Annotated in this window: 22 protein-coding genes and 1 pseudogene; 11 read left to right on the forward strand and 12 right to left on the reverse strand. The window is 66.5% G+C overall.

Annotated elements, in window-relative coordinates:
- Positions 1 to 96: 96 nt before the first annotated feature.
- On the forward strand, positions 97 to 1,146 hold the full coding sequence (locus tag VET27_RS09040; RefSeq protein WP_526517199.1) for a DUF4192 family protein: 1,050 nt from the start codon (positions 97 to 99) through the stop codon (positions 1,144 to 1,146).
- Here the strand turns inward: VET27_RS09040 and VET27_RS09045 are convergent.
- The 3 genes from VET27_RS09045 to VET27_RS09055 all read right to left on the reverse strand — a co-directional run bounded on the left by VET27_RS09045 (position 1,143) and on the right by VET27_RS09055 (position 3,521).
- On the reverse strand, positions 1,143 to 1,832 hold the full coding sequence (locus VET27_RS09045) for an iron-dependent transcriptional repressor DtxR (RefSeq protein ID WP_526517201.1): 690 nt from the start codon (positions 1,830 to 1,832) through the stop codon (positions 1,143 to 1,145). The two genes, VET27_RS09040 and VET27_RS09045, sit on opposite strands and share 4 nt — an antisense overlap.
- Positions 1,833 to 2,012: 180 nt before the next feature.
- Complete coding sequence (locus VET27_RS09050) at positions 2,013 to 3,002, reverse strand: sigma-70 family RNA polymerase sigma factor (RefSeq protein ID WP_526517203.1); 990 nt, start codon at positions 3,000 to 3,002, stop codon at positions 2,013 to 2,015.
- 120 nt (positions 3,003 to 3,122) lie between these two features.
- Positions 3,123 to 3,521, reverse strand: coding sequence for a DUF3099 domain-containing protein (locus VET27_RS09055; protein ID WP_526517205.1), 399 nt, complete (start codon positions 3,519 to 3,521; stop codon positions 3,123 to 3,125).
- Between the two features lie 78 nt (positions 3,522 to 3,599).
- On the opposite strand from VET27_RS09055, the gene VET27_RS09060 reads away from it, so the two are divergent.
- Positions 3,600 to 3,836: a DUF3039 domain-containing protein gene (locus VET27_RS09060; protein ID WP_140688107.1), complete on the forward strand. Its 237-nt coding sequence runs from the start codon at positions 3,600 to 3,602 to the stop codon at positions 3,834 to 3,836.
- Here the strand turns inward: VET27_RS09060 and VET27_RS09065 are convergent.
- Positions 3,826 to 4,845, reverse strand: coding sequence for a YhjD/YihY/BrkB family envelope integrity protein (locus VET27_RS09065; protein ID WP_526517208.1), 1,020 nt, complete (start codon positions 4,843 to 4,845; stop codon positions 3,826 to 3,828). The two genes, VET27_RS09060 and VET27_RS09065, sit on opposite strands and share 11 nt — an antisense overlap.
- A 61-nt stretch (positions 4,846 to 4,906) precedes the next feature.
- On the reverse strand, positions 4,907 to 5,098 hold the full coding sequence (locus VET27_RS09070; RefSeq protein WP_526517210.1) for a DUF7455 domain-containing protein: 192 nt from the start codon (positions 5,096 to 5,098) through the stop codon (positions 4,907 to 4,909).
- 134 nt (positions 5,099 to 5,232) lie between these two features.
- Between VET27_RS09070 and VET27_RS09075 the strand changes: the two genes are divergently transcribed.
- Positions 5,233 to 5,601 carry a DUF952 domain-containing protein gene (locus VET27_RS09075; RefSeq protein WP_526517212.1) on the forward strand — a complete coding sequence of 123 codons (369 nt, stop codon included), beginning with the start codon at positions 5,233 to 5,235 and terminating at the stop codon, positions 5,599 to 5,601.
- Here the strand turns inward: VET27_RS09075 and VET27_RS09080 are convergent.
- Together VET27_RS09080 and VET27_RS09085 are read right to left on the reverse strand one after the other, a co-directional pair.
- Positions 5,586 to 5,957: a RidA family protein gene (locus VET27_RS09080; RefSeq protein WP_526517214.1), complete on the reverse strand. Its 372-nt coding sequence runs from the start codon at positions 5,955 to 5,957 to the stop codon at positions 5,586 to 5,588. The genes VET27_RS09075 and VET27_RS09080 overlap by 16 nt on opposite strands.
- Entirely contained in the window at positions 5,954 to 6,151 is a 198-nt protein-coding gene (locus VET27_RS09085; protein ID WP_526517216.1) for a hypothetical protein, read from the reverse strand. The genes VET27_RS09080 and VET27_RS09085 overlap by 4 nt, the downstream gene beginning before the upstream one ends.
- Before the next feature lie 200 nt (positions 6,152 to 6,351).
- On the opposite strand from VET27_RS09085, the gene VET27_RS09090 reads away from it, so the two are divergent.
- A complete protein-coding gene (locus VET27_RS09090) occupies positions 6,352 to 7,137 on the forward strand; it encodes a hypothetical protein (protein WP_526517218.1) in 786 nt (261 codons plus the stop codon).
- A 7-nt stretch (positions 7,138 to 7,144) separates the two neighbouring features.
- On the opposite strand, the gene VET27_RS09095 is transcribed toward VET27_RS09090, so the two are convergent.
- Positions 7,145 to 8,614 (reverse strand): RNA polymerase sigma factor, encoded by a 1,470-nt coding sequence (locus VET27_RS09095; RefSeq protein ID WP_526517220.1) that lies wholly within the window; start codon positions 8,612 to 8,614, stop codon positions 7,145 to 7,147.
- 994 nt (positions 8,615 to 9,608) lie between these two features.
- On the opposite strand from VET27_RS09095, the pseudogene VET27_RS09100 reads away from it, so the two are divergent.
- Positions 9,609 to 9,749: pseudogene (locus VET27_RS09100) on the forward strand (helix-turn-helix domain-containing protein); the annotation flags it as partial.
- A gap of 29 nt (positions 9,750 to 9,778) precedes the next feature.
- On the opposite strand, the gene ppgK reads toward VET27_RS09100, so the two are convergent.
- Positions 9,779 to 10,567, reverse strand: coding sequence for a polyphosphate--glucose phosphotransferase (ppgK, locus tag VET27_RS09105; RefSeq protein WP_526517222.1), 789 nt, complete (start codon positions 10,565 to 10,567; stop codon positions 9,779 to 9,781).
- A gap of 67 nt (positions 10,568 to 10,634) precedes the next feature.
- On the opposite strand from ppgK, the gene VET27_RS09110 reads away from it, so the two are divergent.
- A complete protein-coding gene (locus tag VET27_RS09110) occupies positions 10,635 to 11,504 on the forward strand; it encodes an inositol monophosphatase family protein (protein ID WP_526517363.1) in 870 nt (289 codons plus the stop codon).
- Between the two features lie 5 nt (positions 11,505 to 11,509).
- On the opposite strand, the gene cei is transcribed toward VET27_RS09110, so the two are convergent.
- Positions 11,510 to 12,160, reverse strand: coding sequence for an envelope integrity protein Cei (cei, locus tag VET27_RS09115; protein WP_526517224.1), 651 nt, complete (start codon positions 12,158 to 12,160; stop codon positions 11,510 to 11,512).
- A 171-nt stretch (positions 12,161 to 12,331) separates the two neighbouring features.
- Between cei and VET27_RS09120 the strand changes: the two genes are divergently transcribed.
- On the forward strand, positions 12,332 to 12,634 hold the full coding sequence (locus VET27_RS09120; RefSeq protein WP_526517226.1) for a DUF4193 family protein: 303 nt from the start codon (positions 12,332 to 12,334) through the stop codon (positions 12,632 to 12,634).
- A 2-nt stretch (positions 12,635 to 12,636) separates the two neighbouring features.
- Here the strand turns inward: VET27_RS09120 and VET27_RS09125 are convergent, their stop codons facing one another.
- On the reverse strand, positions 12,637 to 13,125 hold the full coding sequence (locus tag VET27_RS09125) for a DUF3093 family protein (RefSeq protein WP_526517228.1): 489 nt from the start codon (positions 13,123 to 13,125) through the stop codon (positions 12,637 to 12,639).
- 25 nt (positions 13,126 to 13,150) lie between these two features.
- On the opposite strand from VET27_RS09125, the gene dut reads away from it, so the two are divergent.
- On the forward strand, positions 13,151 to 13,615 hold the full coding sequence (gene dut / locus VET27_RS09130; RefSeq protein WP_526517230.1) for a dUTP diphosphatase: 465 nt from the start codon (positions 13,151 to 13,153) through the stop codon (positions 13,613 to 13,615).
- Complete coding sequence (locus VET27_RS09135) at positions 13,615 to 14,385, forward strand: DUF3710 domain-containing protein (RefSeq protein ID WP_526517232.1); 771 nt, start codon at positions 13,615 to 13,617, stop codon at positions 14,383 to 14,385. The genes dut and VET27_RS09135 overlap by 1 nt, the downstream gene beginning before the upstream one ends.
- 34 nt (positions 14,386 to 14,419) lie before the next feature.
- Here the strand turns inward: VET27_RS09135 and VET27_RS09140 are convergent, their stop codons facing one another.
- Positions 14,420 to 15,118 (reverse strand): alpha/beta fold hydrolase, encoded by a 699-nt coding sequence (locus tag VET27_RS09140; RefSeq protein ID WP_526517234.1) that lies wholly within the window; start codon positions 15,116 to 15,118, stop codon positions 14,420 to 14,422.
- Positions 15,119 to 15,292: 174 nt separating this feature from the next.
- Here VET27_RS09140 and VET27_RS09145 point away from each other — a divergent pair, with 174 nt between their 5' ends.
- Together VET27_RS09145 and VET27_RS09150 are read left to right on the forward strand one after the other, a co-directional pair.
- Complete coding sequence (locus VET27_RS09145; RefSeq protein ID WP_526517236.1) at positions 15,293 to 15,664, forward strand: OB-fold nucleic acid binding domain-containing protein; 372 nt, start codon at positions 15,293 to 15,295, stop codon at positions 15,662 to 15,664.
- Positions 15,665 to 15,762: 98 nt separating this feature from the next.
- The gene (locus VET27_RS09150; RefSeq protein ID WP_526517365.1) at positions 15,763 to 16,374 is read left to right on the forward strand and encodes a DUF3159 domain-containing protein; all 612 of its coding nucleotides are present in this window, start codon (positions 15,763 to 15,765) and stop codon (positions 16,372 to 16,374) included.
- Positions 16,375 to 16,413 lie beyond the last annotated feature (39 nt).

Here is a 16,413-nt window from a genome sequence, read left to right on the forward strand (position 1 = left end):
ACGGCCGCCATCCACAGAGGACGCTTCATCCACAGAAGGCCGCGCCGGCGGGTCGTCGTGACGATTCTTGGGAGTGGGTCCTGCGAGGTTCTGCCCATGACGACTTTCAGAGCATCCGACTTCCACCTCAACAGGCCCGCCAAGCTGATTGCCGCACTGCCTGCCGTGCTCGGCTTCGTCCCCGAGAAATCCCTGGTGCTCGTCACCGTCGAGGACGGTGAGCTGGGTTGCGTCATGCGGGTCGATCTCTCGGCGCAGCTACTCGACTCGCTCGCGCACATGGCCGAGGTGGCTGCGGCCAGCGGTCCCGACGCCGCCATCGCCGTGATCGTCGACGACGACGGTGCATCGTGCCGCATGTGCCTCGACGAGCATCACGCATTGGTCGAGCTCCTCAAGGAGCAGCTGGACGGGCGCGGCATCGAACTGCTCGCCGCCTTCGTCGTCGACAGATTGGAGGCGGGTGGGCGTTGGCGCAGCGCCGACGCCCACCCCGGCGCAGGAACGATCGAGGACCCCATGTCGTCGCCCATGGCTGCTGCCGCGGTGCTCGACGGGCGTCGGCTCTACGCGCGACGCGCCGAATTGCAGGAGGTCATCGCCACCTCGGACCCGGAACGGTCGGAAGCGCTGCGTGCGGAGATGCTGAATGCCGAGCACGACGGAGATCTGCGGCCCGACACCGACGCACGCGGTGACGTCGAGCACGCGCTGGCGATGGCACGTGGACTGTCCGAGGGCCTGGTTCCGGCAGAGGGCGACCTGGCCAGGCTGGGGTGCGGATTCACCGATCCCCGCGTCCGCGACACGTTGTACGCGCTTGCGGTCGGACGCGAAGCGGACCGGGCCGAGGCGTTGTGGGCGATGCTGGCGCGGACGCTGCCCGACCCGTGGCGAGTGGAAGCTCTTGTGCTGCTTGCATTTTCGGCGTACGCGCGTGGCGATGGACCGCTCGCCGGGGTGTCGTTGGAAGCAGCATTGCGCGGCGACGAGCGGCATCGCATGGCGCGCATGCTGGATCAAGCGTTGCAGTCGGGTATGCGGCCGGACCAGATCCGGGAGCTCGCACAGACCGGGTACCGGCTGGCCAAACGACTTGGAGTGCGCCTGCCGCCACGTCAGGGGCTGGGCAGACGGGCGGGCTAGACCTTCTCGACCTTGACGGCGTGTGCCATGTGGTGAGGAAGCTCGACCTGCTCGTGGCCGGGGATCACGATCATCACGCCGCCATGCTCGCTGACCTGTACGGTCACGCGCGCGTTTGGCACGACGCCCGCGTCCTTGAGCCGAGAGATCAGCTCGACGTCACCTTGGACGTGCTCGGTCAGCTGGCGTACCCGGACCGCGACGGGAAAGCCAGACGGCAGTTCGGTGAGTCGCACCAGGCTGACATCGTTGGAGGCGGACATCGTGACACCAAGCTCGGACAGTCCGGGAATGGGATTTCCGAACGGCGAGGTCGTCGGGTTGTCGAGCACCTGGACGAGGCGCCGTTCGACGTCCTCGCTCATGACGTGTTCCCAGCGGCAGGCCTCGGCGTGAACTTCTTCCCACGGCAACCCGATGACGTCGACGAGGAGCCGTTCGGCCAACCGGTGCTTGCGCATCACTGACACGGCCAAGGAGCGACCCTTGTCGGTCAGTTCGAGATGGCGATCACCTGCGACGTGCAGCAGTCCGTCACGCTCCATGCGGGACACGGTTTGACTTACGGTCGGGCCGCTCTGCTCGAGACGTTCGGCGATCCGGGCACGCAGAGGTACGACGCCCTCTTCTTCGAGGTCGTAGATCGTCCGCAGGTACATCTCGGTGGTATCGATCAGATCGTTCATTCGCAGCCCTCCGTCGCGGTTCCGAGTCTACCGGTGACGGCGCCTGAACTGGGCTTGCAACGTCGTGGTGACACATTGTGATCCCTCCGCGGCCTGCGGTTCGCTTCGAATGGCCCGGTCGCGCAAAAAGGTGATGCCCGCCGCGGGGCGCGGCGGGCATCACTGGGGGCCTGGACGGGTCTAGCTGGCGTAGGAACGAAGCCGCTCGGCGCGCTCGCCCTGGCGCAACTTCGCCATCACCTCGCGCTCGATCTGGCGGACACGCTCCCGCGACAGTCCGAACAGCTTGCCGATCTGGTCCAGTGTGCGAGGCTGGCCGTCGTCCAAGCCGAACCGCAGCCTGATCACCTGCTGCTCGCGCTCGTCGAGCGTGGCGAGCACGTGCCGGATGTCGGTGTGCAGGAGCTCGGAGATCACCGCGTTCTCGGCGGACATCGCCTCGGCGTCCTCGATGAAGTCGCCCAGAGGGGCTTCTTCGTCGCTGCCCACGGGCATGTCGAGGCTTACCGGGTCGCGGCTGTGCGACAACAGGTCGGCGATCTTCTCGGCCGGAATGCCGGACTCCTCCGCGAGTTCCTCATCGCTGGCGTCGCGTCCCAGGTTCTGGTGCATCTCCCGCTTGATCCGGGCGAGCTTGTTGACCTGCTCGACCAGGTGGACGGGTAGGCGGATGGTGCGACTCTGATCGGCCATGCCACGGGTGATGGCCTGACGGATCCACCAAGTGGCGTACGTGGAGAACTTGAATCCCTTGGCGTAGTCGAACTTCTCCATCGCGCGGATCAGCCCGAGGTTGCCCTCCTGAATGAGGTCGAGCAACGGCATGCCACGACCCGTGTAGCGCTTCGCCAGCGACACGACCAGGCGCAGGTTGGCCTCAAGGAGGTGGCGACGGGCGGCTTCACCGTCGCGAACCACGGCCGCGAGTTCGCGTTTGCGGCTGTCACCGAGTCGCTTCTTGGTGTCGAGCAGGTGTTGCGCGTAAAGCCCAGCTTCGATGCGCTTGGCAAGCTCGACTTCGTCGGCTGCGTTGAGCAAGGCAGTTTTGCCAATGCCGTTCAGATACACGCGCACGAGGTCTGCGGCTGGGCTCTGGGAGTCCAGATCGGTGTCGATGCGGCTTGCGGTGGCGTTTGCCATTACGGCCTCCTGCTCTGCTGGAACTGTCATGAGCTATAACGCTCGCTTCGTCCCGAGAGTTCCCGCGAGGTGCGGGTTTCACACCTTCTGACCTGCACTTATTCACCGAAGACCTGAGATTCTCCTGAGAATAGACAAAGAACTCTCACATCACGGAACGTCGCGCTGCCACCCCGTGGATTCCGGTTGCGGTACAGGCTCGATGGGAGCCTCCAGCGCGGGCCGCTCAGCTGTGGGGAACAGCGGGATCCGTCCCTGGCCCTGGTACCGCCGGGGTTCTTCGGCCCGTCGGGGCGGCCGGTCGTTGGCGATCAGCACGGCGATCCACGGCAGCGGAATGGACGCGACCAGGATGGCCAGCGAGATCAAGCCGTTGTGCCAAATCCCGTACGCGATGGCGGCGCCGAGAAGGGCGGGGATGCGCCAAGACATGATCATGAGGTATTTGCGAACCCGCTCGCGGTGCTGTTCCTCGTAAGGTTGCGCTGCGCGGGTGATGAGGACCGGCGAACCATCGTCGTCGAAACTCAGCTCTGGGCCGTGTTTCATCACTCCACTGTTCCACACTTCGGACGTCACGATTCGGTCTGGTTTCTTACCGATCGGTTCCCGGGCACAATGAGGGGCATGGATACCCAGACCATTGAGCGCACCGAAACCGACGAACGCGTCGACGACGGGACTGATGACGACACCCCCAAGGTCTTCCACTACGTCAAGAAGGACAAGATCGTCCAAAGCGCCGTCGAGGGCACGCATGTCGTCGCCCTGTGCGGCGAAGTGTTCCCGGTGACGAAGTCGGCCAAGCCGGGCTCGCCGGTCTGCCCGGACTGCAAGCGGATCTACCAGTCGCTCAAGAAGTAGCAGGCGGTCCGTCGGACGCCGCAGTGGCGGCACCCGGACGTGCGGCTGCGGCCTCGTCGCGCAATTCGGGCCCCGCCGCATCGCCGTTCAGTTCGTCGGCCTTGTCTCCCAGCCAGCCCCGGAGCCGCTTGGCGTGCGTGTCCGGTGCCGGCCACTCCTCCTGGATGGCGGCGTTCAGCTCGGCCCCCATCATGATCGCGAAGCCGAGGAAGAACGCGAACAACAGGAACGCGATCGGTGTCGCCAGCGCGCCGTAGGTGTATCCGGTGCCGGTGATCCACGTCAGATACACGCGAATCCCGAGGGTCGCGACCAGGAAGACCAGCGCCGCGAGCACCGACCCGAAGAGCAGTCGGTGCGAGGGGAGTGGTTGGGGCAGGGACACCCGGTAGAGGACGTTTACCGCGGCCACCAGACCGATGAAGAGAACGGGGTAATACCCGTAACTCAGGAAGTTCTGCCAACTCTCGGGAATGTGCTCGGCGATCTTCCTCGGGCCGATGGCCAGCAGCGGTGCCGTGGCGATGACGACGACCAGCATCACCACGTAAAGCCCCAGAGCGTAGAAGCGCTGTCGGACGGGATGTCGCAGTTCCGTCTGGTCATGCGCCTCGGTGACGGAGTCGACAAAGGCCGAAATCGCCGACGAGCCCGCCCACAGCGAGATCACGAATCCGAGCGACACCACCTCACCGCGGGCGCCGGCGACGATGTCCGAGACCGTCGGCTGGATGATCTCGTTGACCACGTTGCTCGAGAACAGGCTGCCGGCGGTACTGACCAGACGGTCTTCGATCGTTCGCAGCGTGTCGGGACCGAACAGCGGGGCGACGTACGCCAGGCTGCCGAGCATTCCCAACAGAAGCGGCGGCAGAGACAGCGCGCACCAGAACGCTGCCTGGGCAGACTCCGAGAAGATGGAGTCATCCCAGCTCTTCGCCAGGGTGCGTTTGACGATGCGCCAGATGTGATGCCGCGATGGTTTCGCCGGCGAATGCTGGTCGGTCATGACCACACCAGCATTCACGACGGCGCGCCTTCTTGCGCGGAGAGGTCGCTGAGCAGAGTCGCTACGACTCGATCTTGGTGGTCTCCAACACCGCGGCCAGTTCCACCAGCTTGGACTCGTGCTCATTGGCGTGGTGCTGGCAGAAGAGCAGCACGGCGCCAGACGGGAGCTTGGCGACGACACGGGCAGCAGCACCGCACCGATCGCAGCGATCAGCCCGGGTTAGTTCGGGGCTGGTCAGAGTTGCGTTCATGGCGCTGCCTCCCTTTGATTCGTGCGTACTTCTACTGTGTCAGACGTTTTCGCTTCCGGCCTTGTTCCCTGGTCGTTCACCGGTGTGTCGTGTCTCACGCGCCGTCGAAGTTGCGGCGCAGGCACACTGACTGCATGATCTCGGCGCCGCGAGAGTTGTTTCACCTGTGCACGACCGACGAGTGGGAACTCGCCAGGGAGCTGGGGGAGCGCAGGCCGCCGTCGCTGGACGCTCAAGGCTTCGTTCACCTTTCGGCGCGCGAGCAGGTCCACCTGCCCGCCAACCGGTTGTTCCCGGGTCGTGGTGGCATGGTGTTGCTGCGACTCGACCCGGGACTTCTCGGCGCCCCGGTGCGTTGGGAGGCCGGCGTCGCGACCGATCCCGAAGCGATGACCTTCCCCCACCTGTACGGGCCGCTACCCGTCGCCGCTGTGACGAGTGTCACGCCTTATCTCCCGGATGCCGGCGGCCGGTTCGCCGCGCTGCCTCAGTCCGCGACGTAGGCGTCGGCCTCGATCTCGATTTGAAGGTCGGGGCCGATCAGCGCGGACACCTCGACCATCGTCGAAACGGGTCGGACGGCGCCGAAGATCTCTTCGTGCACGGCGGCCACCTCTCGCCACTGGGCGATGTCGGTGACGAACATCCGGGTGCGGATGACGTCGGTGAGAGCAGCGCCCGCTTCGGCCAGCGCAATCTCGATACGCCGGAACGCCTCCCGCGCCTGCGTTGCCACGTCGTCACCGGGTGCAGTGGTTCCTGCGACGACGACGAGCGGCCCGACTCGCACCGCGCGTGAGTACCCCGCCTCGGCCTCGAAGGCCGATCCCGACGAGACGTTGATCCGGCGTGCGGTCACGGCTGCGCCGGGACGACTTCGACGATGGACATGGGGTCCGCGGTCGGGATGACCCGCGTGACGCGAAAACCGCCACGGGACAACAGGTCCGAGTACTCGGCCGCGGTGCGCTCGCCGCCGCCTGCGTGCGGCGGGGCATGATGGTCCGAGCGCAACGCCATTCGGGTCAGCCACGCGCCCTGGGCGAGCTCCAAGAGCGCGATGTTGGGGGCGCCGCTGAACGGCTCGCGACGTTCAGTGCGTTGCGGATTCGGCCGATGCCGTCGAGGACCCAGGCCGGCGGTGCCTTCGGAGCGGTGCGCATGGGTCGACGATATCGGGACCCTGCGAGAGTCCTGTCCGGGTCGACGGGACCATGCCCGCAATCGGACGGGCGTACCTAGACTGGGCAACCGTGGGAATTCTGGCCGGCTTCGTGCCGTGGATCGTCTACTGGGTATTGGTCGGCAACGTCCCGTTCGTGACCGCGGTGCTGGTGGCGCTCGCCGTCGCCGTGCTCTCGTTCACGGTCGGGCGAGTCAGGGGTCGACCAGGCAAGACGCTCGAGATCGGGGCCATCGTAACGTTTTCGGTACTGACGGTGCTGACGTTCGCCACGAGCCAGTCGTTCATGGAGCGGTGGATCCAGCCGTTGAGCAGTGTCGGGATACTTCTCGTCGCCTTGCTCGGCGTCTTGATCGGCAAGCCCTTCGTCCGCGAGTTCGCCGAAGCCGATCAACCCGCCGAGGTGACCGAGAGCGACCTGTTCGCGCGGATCACCAGGCAGGTGACGTGGATCTGGGTCGCGGCGTTCGCGGGTATGGCGGTGTCGTCGGCCATCCCGCCGATCGTGCAGGGTGACGCGACGATTCTGGACACCAGGACCCCGCTGTCGTTCGTCTGCTACTGGGTCGTTCCGTTCGTGCTGCTGGGCTGCGCTGCCATCGCTTCACGCCTGCTGGTCGAACGGATGACCGCCGCGGCGAGCAGTCCGGAAGCAGTACGCCGCACCTCGTTCGTCGCATTCCGGGAACTCGCCATCGACGAGTTGTACTACCTGGCCCGCGAAAAGGTCGAACGCGAAATCGGTGCGGGCATGGAGGCCTACGACGTCAGCGTCGGCAGCGCCGGGGTGCCGCTGACGGGCGACGAGTCCCGTGAGTCGTGGCCTGCGAGCTACAAGGTGCGCGCGAGACGCTGACGCGCGCCTAGTCCAGGTAGTCCCGCAGCACCTGAGAACGGCTGGGGTGGCGCAACTTCGACATCGTCTTCGACTCGATCTGACGGATGCGCTCGCGCGTCACGCCGTAGACCTGCCCGATCTCGTCGAGCGTCCTGGGCTGGCCGTCGGTGAGGCCGAACCGCAGCCGCACGACGCCCGCTTCGCGCTCGGAGAGTGTCTCGAGCACCGACTGCAGCTGATCCTGCAACAGGGTGAAGGAGACGGCGTCCACGGCCACCACGGCCTCGGAGTCCTCGATGAAGTCGCCGAGCTGGCTGTCGCCCTCGTCGCCGATCGTCTGGTCGAGCGAAATCGGCTCACGCGCATACTGCTGGATTTCCAGCACCTTCTCCGGCGTGATGTCCATCTCCTTGGCGAGCTCTTCCGGGGTCGGCTCGCGGCCGAGGTCCTGAAGCAGCTCACGCTGGATGCGACCGAGCTTGTTGATGACCTCGACCATGTGCACCGGGATGCGGATGGTGCGGGCCTGGTCGGCCATCGCGCGGGTGATGGCCTGGCGGATCCACCACGTCGCGTAGGTGGAGAACTTGTAGCCCTTGGTGTAGTCGAACTTCTCGACCGCGCGGATCAGACCGAGGTTGCCCTCCTGGATCAGGTCCAGGAACGCCATCCCGCGGCCGGTATAGCGCTTGGCCAGCGAGACAACGAGGCGCAGGTTGGCTTCGAGGAGATGGTTCTTGGCGCGGTCGCCGTCGCGGCAGATCCACACCATGTCGCGGCGCTGAGCGGTGGTCAGCTTCTCGCCCTTTTCGGCGAACTCGGCCATCAGCTGGGTGGCGTATAGGCCGGCCTCGATGCGCTTGGCCAGCTCGACTTCTTCCTCGGCATTGAGCAGCGCGACCTTGCCGATCTGCTTGAGATAGGCCCGCACCGAGTCGGCGGACGCGGTGAGCTCTGCATCCTTGCGGGCCTGCCGCAGTGCCTCGGACTCTTCCTCGTCCCACACGAAATCGCCTGAGGCCTTGTCCTTTTGGGACGGCTCGGCGATGTCGTCGTCACCGGCGGCGGCGTCGTCTGCGCCGTCCTTGGTGGTCTTGTCCTTACCGGCTACCGCGCCCTCTTCGACGGCTTCGTCGCTCACGACGACCTCGAGCTCCTCGAGTTCGATGTCCGCATCGGCTTCGAGGTCGGCGGGCTCGGCTTCGAGATCGTCACCGGTTTCGAGGACATCGGTCGTCGTGGCGGCCTCGTCGCCCTCGCTGGACGCGCCCTTCTTCCCACGCACGCCGGGCGCTCCTGCGGCCTTCTTGGCCGGCGCCTTCGCGGCCCGCTTGGCAGGCGCAGTGCCGGTGGCGGCCTTCGCCGCTGCGGCCTTCTTGGCGGGGGCCTTGGTGACGGTGCGCTTCACCGGCTCTTCGATCGCCGGGCTTACCTTCGTCGCTGCCACGTGCACCCCTTCGGTCTTGCAAGACTCGGTAGCGTGGGCGTGCGCCACCGTAAAACGTCGGCTGTCGGTTGATGGCGATTGTTATCAGCTTGGATATCTGCCGCCATCCGTGATGCGGCCGCCGTTCACCATTGTAACGACAGTGCGCGGAACTGCCCCTTCGAGCGGCAAATTCGACCCCCGGCGAGCCGTCCGGAACGCGACTACGGCGACTTGAGGAGCGAGCCGTGGGTGGGCGCTCGCCGCTGATGGCGTCGAGCGGCGAGCGAATCCGTATCGCATCGTTGTCAGACGAATGACGCATTCGGACATTCGATTGCCAAGATGACACGATCCCGTGCGGCATTCGTACAGGTGAGCGGCACATGACCGCCGTGACGTTACTGAATTCCGCCAACTCGTCGACCCGCAGATCGCCGGTGCGCCAGCGAAAGCATTTGCTAGCTGAAATGATGAGGGTGTGCCAGTGGCAACGGTGAGTCGCTCGGGAGCGCCAAGCGATCGATGACCTGCTTGGCTCTGCCGACATCCAGCCGTCCGCCCTGGTGATCGCCGGGGAGCCGGGAATCGGCAAGACGACTTCGTGGCTTGCCGGTGTGGCGCGGGCGCAGGAGTTTGGATTCCGCATTCTTTCGACGCGGGCTGACGAAGCCGAGTCGGTGCTCGTCTATGCGGCAGTGGCAGACCTGTTGGAGGACGTCGAGCCCGAGGTGCTGGATGGCCTGCCCGAGCGGCAGCGGGTGGCCCTGGACAGGGCGCTCCGCGCCCTTCCGGGCCAGCGTCACCGATGCCGTGACGAAGGCCTGGACGGGGCGATTCGACGAGGCACTGGCGGGGCTGATCGCCGCCCGGCGTCGGTGCGTCGAGATGGGCTCCGACGCAGACTCGGTCTACGTCTCGGGACATCTGTCGATGGTCTACACCTGGTTGGGTCGATACTCCGTGGCGGCGGACGTCGCCCAGGACATCTTGCGGCGGGGCGAGACCGTCGGTGGCTATCCGGTCGTCATCTCGCGTCAACGACTCCGACCTAACCCCGTAAGAGCTCCGTGTGGCGAGGTTGGCGGCCGCAGGCATGACGAACAAGGACATCGCTTCGGCGCTGTTCATCAGTCCCAAGACCGTCGAGCACAACCTCAGCAGCGTCTACCGGAAACTCGCCGTACGCACGCGTGCCGGACTGGCCGGCCGGACTAGGCGAGGACTAGCCCTTCAGGCCTGCGCGACCTCTGCGGCCATGGCAGCTCCGACGATGCCTGCGGTGTTCAAGAGCGCGGCCGCGACGACGGGGGTGCGGTTCTTCAGCAGCGGTATCCACTTGTCGGCCTTGCGGCTGATCCCGCCACCAGCGATGAACAGATCCGGCCAGATGGCGTTCTCGATCGCGATGAGCACCTTGGTGACCTCCAGGGTCCAGCGCTCGTAGCTCCATTCCTTGATGTCCTTGACCGACGACGCGGCACGGTGCTCGGCTTCCTTGCCGCCCACCTCGAGATGGCCGAACTCCGTGTTGGGCAGCAGCACGCCGTCGTGGATCACCGCAGAGCCGATGCCGGTGCCGAACGTCAGCAGGACGATGACGCCGCTCTTGTCGCGTCCGGCACCGAACTTCTCCTCGGCCAGACCCGCTGCGTCGGCGTCGTTCAAGACGGTGACGGCCCGGCCGCCGAGTTCGGCACTGATCACGTCCTGGGCGTTGGTGCCGATCCAGCCCTTGTCCACGTTGGCGGCAGTGCGGACGACCCCTTCGGTGACGACGCCGGGATAGGTGACACCCACGCCGCCCTCCCAGCCGAACTCCCCGACCACCGCGGCGACGGTCTTGGCGACCGCGTCGGGGGTCGACGGCTGGGGCGTGGCGAGCTTGAAGCGCTCGCCGATGAGCTGGCCGGTGTCGAGGTCGACGATGCCGCCCTTCACCCCGCTGCCGCCGACGTCGACGCCGAAACCTCGGCGTTGGGAACCGACGTTGCTCGGCGCGGTGGCTGAGGTTTCGGTCATGAGCGCTCCTGAAGTGAGTGGCCGGCAGGTGCGACGCCAAACACACACTAGTGCCTTGCCAAGCGCGATGTGTTGCGATGGACGAGTGACCGATGACAGCGATCCGGGCCGCCTTCGGGCCGTTGCCGAACTTCTGGCAGGAGAAGCGGCCGGCTTCGTTCGGCGGCGCAGGAAAGAGGTATTCGGCGCCGAGTCCTCCCGCAGCGAGGCCGCGTCGGCCGTGAAGTCCAAGAGCACTCCGACCGATCCCGTCACCATCGTCGACACGGAGACCGAGCGGCTGCTCCGCGACCGGCTCGCCGAGTTGCGGCCCGGTGATCCGATTGTCGGTGAGGAGGAGGGCGGTTCGGCCGTCGGCCACCGCGGCAGGCCGACCTGGGTGCTCGACCCGATCGACGGGACGGTCAACTTCGTCTACGGCATCGAGGCCTATGCGGTGTCGGTGGGCGTACAGGTCGACGGCCGGTCGGTGGCCGGGGCCGTGGCGAACGTGCCCACGGGCGAGGTCTTCTCCGCAGCCCTCGGTGAAGGTGCACACCTGCGACGGGACGGCGTGTCGATGGCGTTGCGCTGCAACGACGTCAGCGACGTCTCGATGGCCCTGGTGGGCACCGGGTTCGGGTACTCGCCCGAGCAGCGTCGACAGCAGGCCGAGGTGCTCGCGCGGCTGTTGCCCGGCGTTCGTGACGTCCGTCGCGTCGGCTCCTGCGCGTTGGATCTGTGCATGGTGGCAGCGGGTCGGTTGGACGCGTATTACGAACTCGGCGTCCACGTGTGGGATTGGGCGGCTGGTGCCCTGGTCGCCGAGGAGGCGGGCGCCAGAATGCTCCTTCCGCCCCTGGAGGGGGAAGCCGACGGATCCGGTCTGATCGTCGCCGCGGCGCCGGGCATCGCCGACGACTTCGACGAGGCGTTGCGCCGGGCGGGGGCACGCTGAGCCGCTCAGCAGGAAGCGGCGTGGATCTTCTTCAGTAGCGCCGAATCGGCGGGCTGGGTCGCGTCGGGGCGCAGGCTGGCCAGGACGGCGTCGATGTCGTCGTTGTGGCTCACCTCGGAGAACTCGGTGCCGATCGCCAGATCGACGGTGTCGTCACTCCGCGAATCTTGAAACAGCTCGGTGCACGGCGCGACCAGCCACAGCGCCGCCGCGGCCGCCTGACCCGACGGGCCGAACCGGATCTGGCCCTGGCACTCCAACCGCGTGTTCTCGTAGACGGTGTCGTTGCCCGCAGTCGGCGGGGCATACCCGAGGTCCCGCAGCGCCCCGGCCACTTCGGCGGCCTGTCCGCCCTGGCCACTGGCATTCAGCACACGGATCTTCGTGTCGGCGAGCTTGGCCGGGGCGACGTCCGTCATGGTGGCGGCAGGGACCTGTTCGCCCAGTGCGGTCTGGGTGGCGTTGGCCACGGGGGGTGGCGGGTTGCAGGCGGCGACTTGTTGCACGTCGGTGGTCTGGTTGAACGCGATCACCCAGACCACCAGGGTCACGACGGCGAGTGCCACCAGGACGACGATGCCCGGAATGAAGTTCCTCCGCCGGAAGGGCCGACCGTGTTTGTCGAACGCCGTTCCCGAGGTGATCTGCGCTACCACCCCTGCACTGTAAGGGCAGGCCCTGCCACCGGTCTCTACCAGGTGTTTTCCTGTGTGATGTAAATCACGTCCAATCCGACGCCGAACCGGGCACGAATCATTTGGCGGATGCGTTTTGCGCTGGTACAAAGCTCTGTCGCATCAAGACGGATCGACAAGGAGGGGATGAGGATGGCTACCGACTACGACGCCCCACGGCGCACCGAGACCGATGACGTTTCCGAAGATTCGCTCGAGGAACTGAAGGCACGGCGCAACGAAGCTCAATCAGCGGTCGTCGACGTCGACGAATCCGAGTCCGCCGAGTCCTTCGAGCTCCCCGGAGCCGATCTGTCGGGCGAGGAACTGTCGGTGCGGGTGATACCCAAGCAGGCCGACGAATTCACTTGCTCCAGCTGCTTTCTCGTACACCATCGCAGCCGGCTGGCCAGCGAGAAGGGCGGCGTGATGATCTGTACGGACTGTGCCGCCTGACGTCAACTGCGTAGCGCCGCCAGAACGCGGTCCGGCCGACGGCAACTGACCAGCCAGTACGGGGTGGGGTCGTCCGGGTCGTCCAACACGACGAGGATCATCGACGCGATCCAGGCCCGGTGTACGACGTAGGCCGCCGGGTCGAGCTGGCGGCCAAGGGCTGCCGACTTCGCCGATCTGGGCACCTCGGCCGTTCGCGAGATGACGCCGACGGGAAGGTGTGCCGCCCCGACCCACAGTTCGGTGTGGTCGCCGTCCTCAGATGAAGTGCTGACCACCCGCACGTCCATGCGTCCCAGCCAGGCCCACACGGCCGCGGCGACCGGCAGCAACACGGCGAACGAAACCCAGTTCGGCATGGACTGGACGGCCTGATTCACCTCGAGGGCGATCAGCGTCGCCACCACGAAGGCGGGCAACAACCACCACCATGGCACCCGCAGTCGCTCTTGATACCGCACCGTTTGGGTGGCTGCGCGCGTGTCGGACACGCGGCCAAGAGTAATCTCCATGGACGTGTCCACCTCTCTGGCGGTTGTGCGGCTGGACCGCGACCTGCCTCTGCCTGCCCGGGCGCACGACGGCGACGCCGGGGTCGACCTCTACAGCGCAGTCGACGTCGAACTCGCTCCGGGCCGGCGTGCTCTGGTTCCCACCGGAATTGCGGTGGCCGTTCCCTACGGCATGGTGGGACTGGTCCATCCGCGGTCGGGACTGGCGACGCGCGTTGGGCTTTCGATCGTCAATAGTCCTGGCACGGTCGACGCGGGCTATCGCGGTGAGATCAAGGTGGCGCTCATCAACCTCGATCCGGAACAACCGATCAACCTGCGACGCGGTGACCGGATCGCACAGCTTCTGATTCAGCGGGTCGAACTACCCGAGCTGGTCGAGGTCACGTCGTTCGACGAGGCTGGGCTGGCTGACACCTCCCGTGGCGATGGCGGCCACGGTTCCTCCGGCGGACACGAGAGTTTGTGATGGCATTCGGTAAGCGCAAGAGCGGCGACGGCACCACCGACCCCAACCCCGCCGAGGCCCCGGCACCTGCCGTCGACGACGACGACGACGTCGAGGGACCGTTCGACATCGAGGACTTCGACGACCACGCCGCCGCAACCGTGGGCCGTCACGACCTCGGCGCCGTGCTGATCCCCGAGAACGAGGCCGCTGAGCTGGCCGTCGAGGTCAACCAGCAGGGTGTGCCGACCATGGCATGGATGGTGACCTCCAACGGCCGCTACAACGTGACGGCCTATGCGGCGCCGAAGGCGGGGAGCTTGTGGCGTGAGGTGGTCACCGAGGTCGCCGAATCGCTGCGCAAGGAGGCAGCTGAGGTCAACATCGAGGATGGGCCCTGGGGGCGCGAGGTCGTCGGACACATGACAGCAGGGCCCGAACCCGTCGTGATGCGGTTCATCGGCGTCGACGGCTATCGCTGGATGGTTCGCGGTGCCGCCGTCGGTTCACCCGACAATGCGGAAGCGATCGCCCGGGATCTGCGAAATGCCTTGTCGGACACGGTTGTTCGACGCGGCGATACACCGCAACCGGTGCGCAACATGTTGCCGTTGCAGTTGTCCGAGCCGCTCATCGCGCGCCTTCGCGCCAGAGCCGAACAGATGATGGCCGAGCATGCGCAGCAGGCCGGCCAACCGGTGCCGCAGCCGCCCGCGGTGCCGCAGCCGGTGGCGCGGCGCAGTGAGCAGGGCTCGGCCATGCAGCAGCTCCGCACCATCACGGGTGGGTAGAGCTGGGTGGGTATCGACCCAGGTGGGTAGGTAGTCAGAGCTCCATCACGGCATCCACGCACGCCTCACCGAGGACACCGGGATCGGCGCCGAGTTCGTCGAGCGTGAAGGTGTGCAGTGCGGCCCGGGGCGCCGCGGCCACCCACTCGATCGCCACCTCCACCGGGTGCACGGGATCGTCGATCGCCGCTGCGACGCCGATCGGCGCCGCCAGGGTCTCCAACTCTTGGCGGGTGGGCGCCACGTAACCGGCGGCCGTGTCCATGGCGTCGGGCAGCCCGGGCCACTGGCCGACCCAGGACCGGGTGAGTTCGTCGCCCAGCCAGGGCGGGCTGGACGCCCGCATCTGGCTGATCGCCGATGCCAGTCCGTCGCGGCGCAGCACCTGCGCCGAGTACCGCGCGGCCAACGCTGCCGCCGCCACGTCGGGTGCGCCGGTCCAGGCGGGCAGGCCCGCCAGGACGGCGAGCGCCTTGGCCGGGTGCGCGAGCGCCCATGACGTGGCGACGGCGGCGCCGATCGAAATCCCGCCGACCGCTATCGGGCCGAGCCTCGCGGCGTTGTCCAGCGCGTGCAGGTAACCGGTGACGAGCTGAGGCGGCTCGGGCGCGGTCGTCATCACGATCGCCCCGACGTCGTGCAGGGCGGCCGAGAACGCGCGGTAGACGTAGTCGTCGTCGGATCCCGTGCCTGGGAGTAGCACCACCGTGACCCCACGCAGATTGACGGCCATCAGTCGATCGTGCCGTGTGCGTCAAATCACCTCCGCGGGGAGGGAGTAAAACGATTCGCGGAAGGGTAGACCATCCACCTGTGCGCCACGTGGCAAAACGGAACCAACAGGTCTACGGTGGCGTTGGTTAAGAGGTGGATCAACGGTTGATTCACCACTTGGGTAGGAGAGACCATGGCTACGGCCGAAGGTTATCTGCGTCGCCTGACGCGTCGGCTCACGGAAGACCCCGAGCAGAAGGACGTCGAGGAACTCAGCGACGAAGCCGCGAACACCGGGGCTCAAAAGGCGATCGACTGCCGGCGCGGCCAAGAAGTGACGATGGTCGGCACGCTCAGATGTGTCGAGACCAACGCCAAGGGTTGTGCGGGCGGCGTACGAGCGGAATTGTTCGACGGCACTGAGGCGGTCATGCTCGTCTGGCTGGGCCAACGGCGCATCGCGGGAATCGAATCCGGTCGCACGCTTCGGGTGCACGGCCGGCTCGGCAAGCTGGAGAACGGCACCAAGGCGATCTACAACCCCCACTACGAGATTCAGAAGTGACCCACCCCGACAAGGGGACAGCAGACGAGGTCGAGATCGAGGCCGCAGAGCCCGATGAACCCGAGAACAAGCTGAGCGCACGGGCCATCCTCGAGCAGATGGGCGGCATCAGCGGCCTCATCTATTCGTCGCTGCCGGTACTTGTGTTCGTCCCCGTGTCGTCCTTCTTCGGCCTGAAGTGGGCGATCGGCGCGGCGCTCGGGGTGGCGGCCCTGATCCTGGTGTGGCGGCTGATACGCCGAGAGACGTTGCAGCCGGCCATATCCGGCTTCATCGGCGTCGGCGTCAGTGCCCTGATCGCCTACCTCGTCGGCGAGTCGAAGGGCTATTTCCTGCTGGGCATCTGGTCGTCACTGCTGTACGCCGGGGTGTTCGCCCTTTCGGTATTGATCCGACGGCCGATCGTCGGCTACGTGTGGGGTTGGGTCAACGGACGTGACCGCGATTGGCGCCGCGTCCGTCGAGCGGTGTTCGCGTTCGACGTGGCCACCTGCATCTGGGCCATGGTCTTCGGCGCGCGATTCCTGGTGCAGAACCGCCTATACGACGAAGACCAGACGGGTCTGCTAGGTGTGGCGCGCATTGCGATGGGGTGGCCGTTGACGGCAGTCGCGGCCCTGGCGACGTACCTCGCCATCCGTGCCGCCCAACGCGCTCTGCACGCTGCGGAGCAAGCGGAAGCGCACGCTTCGGAGGCGCAGGCCGACTGACATCGAGCCCGCGCAACTCTGCGACCGACCGCACGCTCA

The sequence above is a fragment of the Mycobacterium sp. genome (assembly GCF_035633495.1).
GTDB lineage: Bacteria > Actinomycetota > Actinomycetes > Mycobacteriales > Mycobacteriaceae > Mycobacterium.

Bases quoted from the DNA above. Each gene is read 5' to 3' on its own strand.
- VET27_RS09040 (WP_526517199.1), top strand. From the start codon at position 97: ATGACGACTTTCAGAGCATCCGACTTCCACCTCAACAGGCCCGCCAAG.
- VET27_RS09045 (WP_526517201.1), bottom strand. From the start codon at position 1,832: ATGAACGATCTGATCGATACCACCGAGATGTACCTGCGGACGATCTAC.
- VET27_RS09050 (WP_526517203.1), bottom strand. From the start codon at position 3,002: ATGACAGTTCCAGCAGAGCAGGAGGCCGTAATGGCAAACGCCACCGCA.
- VET27_RS09055 (WP_526517205.1), bottom strand. From the start codon at position 3,521: ATGAAACACGGCCCAGAGCTGAGTTTCGACGACGATGGTTCGCCGGTC.
- VET27_RS09060 (WP_140688107.1), top strand. From the start codon at position 3,600: ATGGATACCCAGACCATTGAGCGCACCGAAACCGACGAACGCGTCGAC.
- VET27_RS09065 (WP_526517208.1), bottom strand. From the start codon at position 4,845: ATGACCGACCAGCATTCGCCGGCGAAACCATCGCGGCATCACATCTGG.
- VET27_RS09070 (WP_526517210.1), bottom strand. From the start codon at position 5,098: ATGAACGCAACTCTGACCAGCCCCGAACTAACCCGGGCTGATCGCTGC.
- VET27_RS09075 (WP_526517212.1), top strand. From the start codon at position 5,233: ATGATCTCGGCGCCGCGAGAGTTGTTTCACCTGTGCACGACCGACGAG.
- ppgK (WP_526517222.1), bottom strand. From the start codon at position 10,567: ATGACCGAAACCTCAGCCACCGCGCCGAGCAACGTCGGTTCCCAACGC.
- VET27_RS09110 (WP_526517363.1), top strand. From the start codon at position 10,635: ATGTGTTGCGATGGACGAGTGACCGATGACAGCGATCCGGGCCGCCTT.
- VET27_RS09120 (WP_526517226.1), top strand. From the start codon at position 12,332: ATGGCTACCGACTACGACGCCCCACGGCGCACCGAGACCGATGACGTT.
- VET27_RS09135 (WP_526517232.1), top strand. From the start codon at position 13,615: ATGGCATTCGGTAAGCGCAAGAGCGGCGACGGCACCACCGACCCCAAC.
- VET27_RS09140 (WP_526517234.1), bottom strand. From the start codon at position 15,118: ATGGCCGTCAATCTGCGTGGGGTCACGGTGGTGCTACTCCCAGGCACG.
- VET27_RS09145 (WP_526517236.1), top strand. From the start codon at position 15,293: ATGGCTACGGCCGAAGGTTATCTGCGTCGCCTGACGCGTCGGCTCACG.
- VET27_RS09150 (WP_526517365.1), top strand. From the start codon at position 15,763: ATGGGCGGCATCAGCGGCCTCATCTATTCGTCGCTGCCGGTACTTGTG.